Here is a 6,413-nt window from a genome sequence, read left to right on the forward strand (position 1 = left end):
ATTAGCAGGCGATCCTCGGCGATGTCCGCGCGATCCGAGCCGATAGTAAGCGACGTAATCGCCGTGCGCCCGATGACCGCGCGCCCGCCATCCATCGTGCGAAGCCCCCAGATATCGTGTAGCACCGCAGGCTTGCCGTCCACCTGCCCTACGTAGAGCATCACGTGGCCGGGCATATACAGCAGGGTTTTATACGCTACGCCGTTTTTGCCGATGAGCTCGAGCTTTTCATCCGCGCTCATCCCCGCCAGCGAAAAACGCTTGCCGCGAGCCGATTGCGCCTTGGAATTTCGCGGCAGCCACAGCCCGAAATTTGCCAAAAAATCTTTCGTCATAAGCGAGCAATCGCGAAGAAATTTATACCCGCCCCAGCCGTATTTCTGCCCAAGCAGGCTAGCGGCTACGATCTTTGAGTTTTGCTCATCAAGCGGCGCAGGCCAAAGCCTCGCATCCTCCGCGCTGACGAAATATCTCTTGCTGCCAAACTGGGTTAAAATTTCGCCGCTAAATACGCTCCGTACGCCGAGCGTACCGCCAAGATCGCGTTCGCCGCTAAAATCATACGGCAGGATCGTGCCTGTGCGCGCCCTAAAAAGCTCCGCGCCATTTTCGTCATAGACGGCGGCGCCGTCGCGCAGGATCGTTATAAATTTAGAATTTGCGTAGATATCCGCCTGCTGAGGACTGATGCGCTTTATCGCATCGCTTCTTATCCAGCCCCACACGCCGTCGTTGCGCACGAACGCCCACGCGCCGTCTCTGCTGTAATGCGACAGCAGCATCGGATAGCCCACGCCCACGGCGGAATTTGCGGCGTAATCAAACGGTTCGCCCTCCCCCGGCTCGCTCGGATCGCCGAAAATCGGCAAGTCGCTTGGGATATTTCGCAGCAGCGCGTTTTTTACCGTTATAGCGGGCTCAGATATTAGTCCGAACGCCTCTTCGTTCGCATTTATGCGGATGCTTTGATAGATCGCGTCGTTATATATCCTGCCTGCGGCGTCAAAGTGGCGTCCCTTGGCGTAATTAAGCCCCCAAAACGTATCGATTTCGGCTTTAATCGGCGCATCGTCAAACCAAATTTTAAAATAGCGGCTCTTAAACGCGCTTCCGCTTATGTTTTGCACCGAAGCGGGAGCCGGCAGCCGCTCGCTGTTTTGAGCGTATTCGAGATCTAAAACCGCGGGATTTTCCGGAATAAACTTATGGGTAGCGCAACCTGCGAGAACTAAAGCTGCGAAGATGAGAGATACTAGTCGTTTCAAACAAAATGCCTTTTAAAAAATTTTGGCTATAATTTTGCCAAAAAATAGGAAAAAACTTGATAAATTTCATCATCCAAAAGCTAAAAGATCGCAATATTTTCATCACGGGCGGCGCAGGCGTAGGCAAAAGCTACGTAATAAAAGAGCTCATCGAAAATTACCGCGCTCGTGGCAAGCTCGTCATCGTGCTCGGCAGCACCGGCATCAGCGCCGTAGAAATCGGCGGCGTGACCGTGCATAGCTTCTTCCGCTTCGGCATTTGCAAAAACCACGAGGAGCTAAAGGGCTTCGATCGCAAACAAAGCGGCAAACTAAGCGAGCTGCGAAAAATTTTAGCCCTCGCAGACCTCATCGTGATTGATGAAATTTCGATGATCGGCGCCGAGCTTTTCGAGATGATCTATCTTAGAATTTCAAGCTCTAAATTTAACGGACGGCTGCTCGTTACGGGCGATTTTTATCAGCTTCCGCCGGTGCGCAAAGAGGGCGAGAGCGCGCCGCGTGCGAGCCTATTTAGCGACTCCGATTACACCTTCGGCTCGTACGCGTGGAGGCAGTGCGAGTTTTTTTACGTCGAGATGATAGGCTCTAAGCGCACTGCAGATGCGGCACTATACCGCCTGCTTTGCGAGCTGCGGCTCGGCACCGCAAGCGAGCAGACGGCGGAGCTGATGCGATCTTTGCTCATCGATGCCGCGCGAGCAGAACCAGATGCCACGATAATCTCGGGCAGAAACGCCGAAGTGGATGCGATAAATAGCGCCAGACTAGCCAAGCTTAATGCGCCGCAAAGCAGCTTTGAGGGCGTTTATGAAGCGCTGCAAAACGGAGTGAGCGAGCAAAAAATTCAAAAATGGATCGCCTCTCTAAATACGCCGCAAAGTCTGACGCTGAAAGAGGGCGCAAAGGTGCTGTTTACCGCAAACAAAAGCGGCGAGTTTTTTAACGGCGAGCAAGGCGTCGTCGAAAAGATCGAAAAAAGTTCCGGCGGCGAGATCGAAAGCGTGGTCGTAAAAAAACCCTCGGGCATACTAAGCCGCGTGCAGCTGCAAACATACGAACTAAGTGAAATCGCCGCAAGCGGCGCGGATGCCGAGCAGATCGTGCTGGCGCGCTATTATCAGTTCCCGCTCAAGCTCGCATACGCCATCACGATCCACAAATCCCAAGGCATGAGCATTCCGCAGCTCATCTGCGACATCGACAGGATCTTTGCCAAGGGGCAGCTCTACGTGGCGCTTTCGCGCGCGACGAGCCTTGCTGGGCTCGGGGTGATATATACGCGCACGGAGCCCTTGCTACGGTATTTACAGCGCAATGCAAGCGCAGATGAGGCTGTGGTGAAATTTTACGAAGAGAACGAATTTTTTAAAATTTCGGATCAAAAAATTTAAGGAAACGCATGCAGCTAGAAAGAGCGATAGCGCTAAGTAGAGCCAAACAAAAAAAGTGTATTTGCAAGGTAGTGATGATCTATGCCAAGATAGCATTTTTGTATCTGTTTCCGTTTATCATAATGTTTGCGATCGATGCGGTATTTAAAACAGACGATGATACGGATTACAAGATGATCGAAGTCTATCTTATCTACGCGGTGCTTTTGATTATTTATGTTGCTTGCATTTATGACGGCATTGCGGACGCCGCTTATGAATATAAACTATTTTACAAAAAAGTTTTGGTGCGCACGGCGATCTCGCAGGCGTATCCGCAGCTTACTTATTCGCCAGGACGTGGCATAAGCGCGAAGGAATTCAGGAGAGCGGGAATATTTGCAAATTCCGATTTTATCGGCGAAGATGAGATAAAAGGCGAATGGGATGGGGTAAAATTTAGCCTTAGCGAGGCGATTAGAATCAAAAAGAACTACGATCTGGGCATAGACAATACCTATGTGAAGCTAGCTTCGCTTGCGATGAGCTTATATGATGCGTATATGGATTTTAGCGGCAGCGTGCTGATATGCGAATTCGGCAAGAGATTTTACGCCAAAACCATCTTAGCGAGCCGCGAGCTAAATACAAAAATTTTAGGCGAGAAGGAGCTAATGGACAACGTCATTTTTAATAGCGAATTTCGCGTGTTTGCTGACGACAAGGTCGAAGCTCGCTATCTATTGACGCCCGCGCTGATGGAGCGACTAAACGAGCTAAAGCGATACTACCATAAATTTAGCATAAGCGCGGCGTTTATGGATAATAAATTTTACCTATTTCTAAACGGCGCGCCGAACCGCTTCGAAACAGAGCTATTTAGCATACCTCCAACAACCGGAACGGCGTATGCTCACCAATACGAACTGGCTGAAATTTTAGAATTAGTAAGCGAGCTGGGCCGCATAACCGGCGAGCTAGAAAGCAAAATTTAATCAGCCCGCATAGTTTAAATTTAACGGGCTAAATTTGACCGCCCTATTACAGTCCCGCTTCGGCTCTTAGCCGCGCGGCATACATCTCGCGCAGGCGAGGTACGTATTTGCCGACCGCACCGCCGCCGACCTGCCTGCCGTCTGCTTTTACGATCGGCAGCACCATCAGCGTCGCCGCGCTGATAAAGGCCTCATCGGCTTCATAAACCTCGCTCATTCCAAACGCCCGCTGCTGCACGCTAAGCCCCGCCTGCTCGGCAAGGCCTAAGATCACCTTGCGGCGGATGCCGGGCAGTATGTCGTTTGAAAGCGGCCGCGTGATCAGAACGTCATCTTTGATAATAAACGCGCTGGAGCTGGAGCACTCGGTAACTAGCCCGTCCTCGATCAAAAAACACTCATAAGCGCCCGCCTTGTGAGCCTCGTGCTTTAAGATGCACTGAGCTAAAAGCGAGATCGATTTTATATCGCGCCTATGCCAGCGGATCTCGGGCAGGCTTACGATCTCGATCCCCTCTTTTGCGAGCGGATTATCAAAAATTTGCGTATGATACACAAAAGCAAAGACGCTGGGCTCTATACCGCGGACGTAGTCAAAATCCCGCATCGCCGCGCCTCTTGTGATCTGAGTATAGAAAGCGCCCTCGCTCACGCCGTTACGCGCGATGAGCTCATATAAAATTTCCTCATATTTTTCGCGAGAATACGGGATCTTTAGCTCGATCTGCGCGGCGCTGCGCTCAAAGCGCTCCCAAAAATCCGCTCTGTCGCAAATTTTAGAATTTACCACGGGCGCTACTTCATAGATGCCGTCTCCGAGCACGAAACCGCGATCAAAAGGGCTTATCGCCGCATCCCTCGCCGCGCAAAACTTACCGTTAATATAAACTATCTCATCGCCGCTCATTCCGCTGATTTCAAACATAATCGCTCCTTGAAATTTCGCGCTATTTTATCTTATAACAATTTAATTTAAGATATAATGCCGCAAAAATCGAAGGAGCTCCGATGGATAAATCAAATTTTAAAGATAGACTTTTAGATATTATGTTTCATGTATCGCATAAACCCGTGCTTTTCCGTGATCTGCTCGAAGCCAACGCCGAGTTTAACGACGGAATGCTCGTCGATCCTTCGAAGCTAAATTTTAAATTTAACTACGGCAAATCCTACGTGATCTTCGCCTGCTTCGCATTCGTCTGCGTTATGTTTCTGATAACGCTGACGCACGCGATGTTTGAAAAGATCGACTTTCACTTCTCCATTTTATTTACGATCATAGCGACGTCGGCGGTTTTTATCGGCTTTGATTGCTTTAAAGCGTGGGCTAGAAAAAAGCTTACTCACGAGCTCATCAAACGCGCTTGGGCGAACCATTTTCTCTACTTTCCCTACGAAAAATACAGCCGCATAGTCGAAAATATCTACAACGAAGCGCTCAAAAATGACGTGCCTAGACGCGAGCTAGAACAATACGTGCTAAGCAAAATCGTAGAAGTTGGCGAAAAATAGTTTTAAAATACCGCAAAATTCTATAACACAAAACAGCATTTCAACCCAAGCAAATTTTAAAATTTTATTGCGAAATATGCGGCACGTAGGCAAGACGTAAAAATTCCAGCTCGAAAAGCAAACGGCACGATGGATAAATTCCAAATCAAATTATATGCTGGTGCTGCAAAAACTACGGCATAAATTACGATAGATAAATTTTAAATTAAAGTCTATACTTTCCTGAGCGACATTTCGCTACGGCTAAATTTCACTTTATAAAATTTTATCTATCACTTCTTAAATTCTAATCTCGTTCACTTACTACCGATTTAGCAATCCGTATTATGTAATTGAAGTTATGTTTAACTATTTTAGGGTAAAATCACACAATATCTAAGGGATAATATTAAATTTAAGAAAAGGATAGTTTATGAAACTACTTTTTTGCATTATTTTTGCACTTTGCAGCGGTGTTTTTGCGGGCAGTTTGGAGCAGATCAGATCTGCCGGGGTCGTTAAAATCGGTGTTCGTGATGGTAGGCCACCTTTTAGTGATGAAAAAAGTGGTAATTTCGAAGGCTTTGAAATCAACCTTGCAGATGCTATAGCTAAGAGCATATTCGGCGATAAGCGCGGTAGAGTCGAGTTCGTCCCTTTAAACGCCAGCGATAGGATCTCTGCATTACAAAACGATAAGGTAGATCTTGCAGTCGCGACCATCACGATAACGCAAGATAGAAAAAGGCAAATCGACTTTTCTTATCCATATTTTTCGATGAGCTTGGGAGTTTTGACACGTAAAAGCGACGGCATCAAAAGCATAGACGATCTTTCAAACAAAAAGGTCCTAGTAGAGGGTAGCGGGACTACGGCAGAAAATTTTTTGTATAAAAATAAAATCCACAATCTAATCCATTGCTCCATTACTACCGAATGCTATGATATGCTTAAACAAGGCAAAGCCGATGCTTACGTTAACGATAATCTCATTGTACTAGCTTATTCCATTATCGATGATAACTTAGAAGTAGCAATCCAAAATCTAGGCAATCCGGAATTCTTAGGCATTGGGGTGCGCAAAGGCAATACCGAATTGCTTGATCTGATAAATAAAGAGCTTGTTACACTTAGCAAGCAGGGCTTTTTCGAACGTTCTTATGATGAAACTTTCAAGCCATTTTATCAAGGCGCTGCAGATAAAAAATATTTCTTACTAGATGGGCTCTATGCTATATTTTAGGACGAAATTTAGCAGTGTTTTATCTAACGCCTTCGACTAAAACGTC

6 protein-coding genes are annotated in these 6,413 nt (G+C 47.3%); 4 read left to right on the plus strand and 2 right to left on the minus strand.

Going from position 1 to position 6,413, the window contains the following annotated elements:
• Positions 1-1,265 (minus strand): SH3 domain-containing C40 family peptidase (locus Q0413_RS06110; RefSeq protein WP_298988100.1); only part of this gene is annotated, 1,265 nt, incomplete at its 3' end.
• Between the two features lie 56 nt (positions 1,266-1,321).
• Between Q0413_RS06110 and Q0413_RS06115 the strand changes: the two genes are divergently transcribed.
• Entirely contained in the window at positions 1,322-2,659 is a 1,338-nt protein-coding gene (locus Q0413_RS06115; RefSeq protein WP_298988101.1) for an AAA family ATPase, read from the plus strand.
• A gap of 8 nt (positions 2,660-2,667) precedes the next feature.
• The gene (locus Q0413_RS06120) at positions 2,668-3,633 is read left to right on the plus strand and encodes a DUF3137 domain-containing protein (RefSeq protein ID WP_298988102.1); all 966 of its coding nucleotides are present in this window, start codon (positions 2,668-2,670) and stop codon (positions 3,631-3,633) included.
• A gap of 46 nt (positions 3,634-3,679) precedes the next feature.
• Here the strand turns inward: Q0413_RS06120 and Q0413_RS06125 are convergent, their stop codons facing one another.
• A complete protein-coding gene (locus Q0413_RS06125) occupies positions 3,680-4,558 on the minus strand; it encodes an aminotransferase class IV (RefSeq protein WP_298988103.1) in 879 nt (292 codons plus the stop codon).
• An 83-nt stretch (positions 4,559-4,641) separates the two neighbouring features.
• Here Q0413_RS06125 and Q0413_RS06130 point away from each other — a divergent pair, with 83 nt between their 5' ends.
• Together Q0413_RS06130 and Q0413_RS06135 are read left to right on the plus strand one after the other, a co-directional pair.
• Positions 4,642-5,145: a hypothetical protein gene (locus tag Q0413_RS06130; RefSeq protein ID WP_291936850.1), complete on the plus strand. Its 504-nt coding sequence runs from the start codon at positions 4,642-4,644 to the stop codon at positions 5,143-5,145.
• Between the two features lie 412 nt (positions 5,146-5,557).
• Complete coding sequence (locus Q0413_RS06135) at positions 5,558-6,367, plus strand: transporter substrate-binding domain-containing protein (protein WP_298988104.1); 810 nt, start codon at positions 5,558-5,560, stop codon at positions 6,365-6,367.
• Positions 6,368-6,413 lie beyond the last annotated feature (46 nt).

It is taken from the genome of uncultured Campylobacter sp., from assembly GCF_938045465.1.
GTDB lineage: Bacteria > Campylobacterota > Campylobacteria > Campylobacterales > Campylobacteraceae > Campylobacter_B.

Excerpts from the sequence above, each read along its gene's own strand:
- Q0413_RS06125 (WP_298988103.1), bottom strand. The coding sequence starts at position 4,558 with ATGTTTGAAATCAGCGGAATGAGCGGCGATGAGATAGTTTATATTAAC.
- Q0413_RS06135 (WP_298988104.1), top strand. The coding sequence starts at position 5,558 with ATGAAACTACTTTTTTGCATTATTTTTGCACTTTGCAGCGGTGTTTTT.
- Q0413_RS06120 (WP_298988102.1), top strand. The coding sequence starts at position 2,668 with ATGCAGCTAGAAAGAGCGATAGCGCTAAGTAGAGCCAAACAAAAAAAG.
- Q0413_RS06130 (WP_291936850.1), top strand. The coding sequence starts at position 4,642 with ATGGATAAATCAAATTTTAAAGATAGACTTTTAGATATTATGTTTCAT.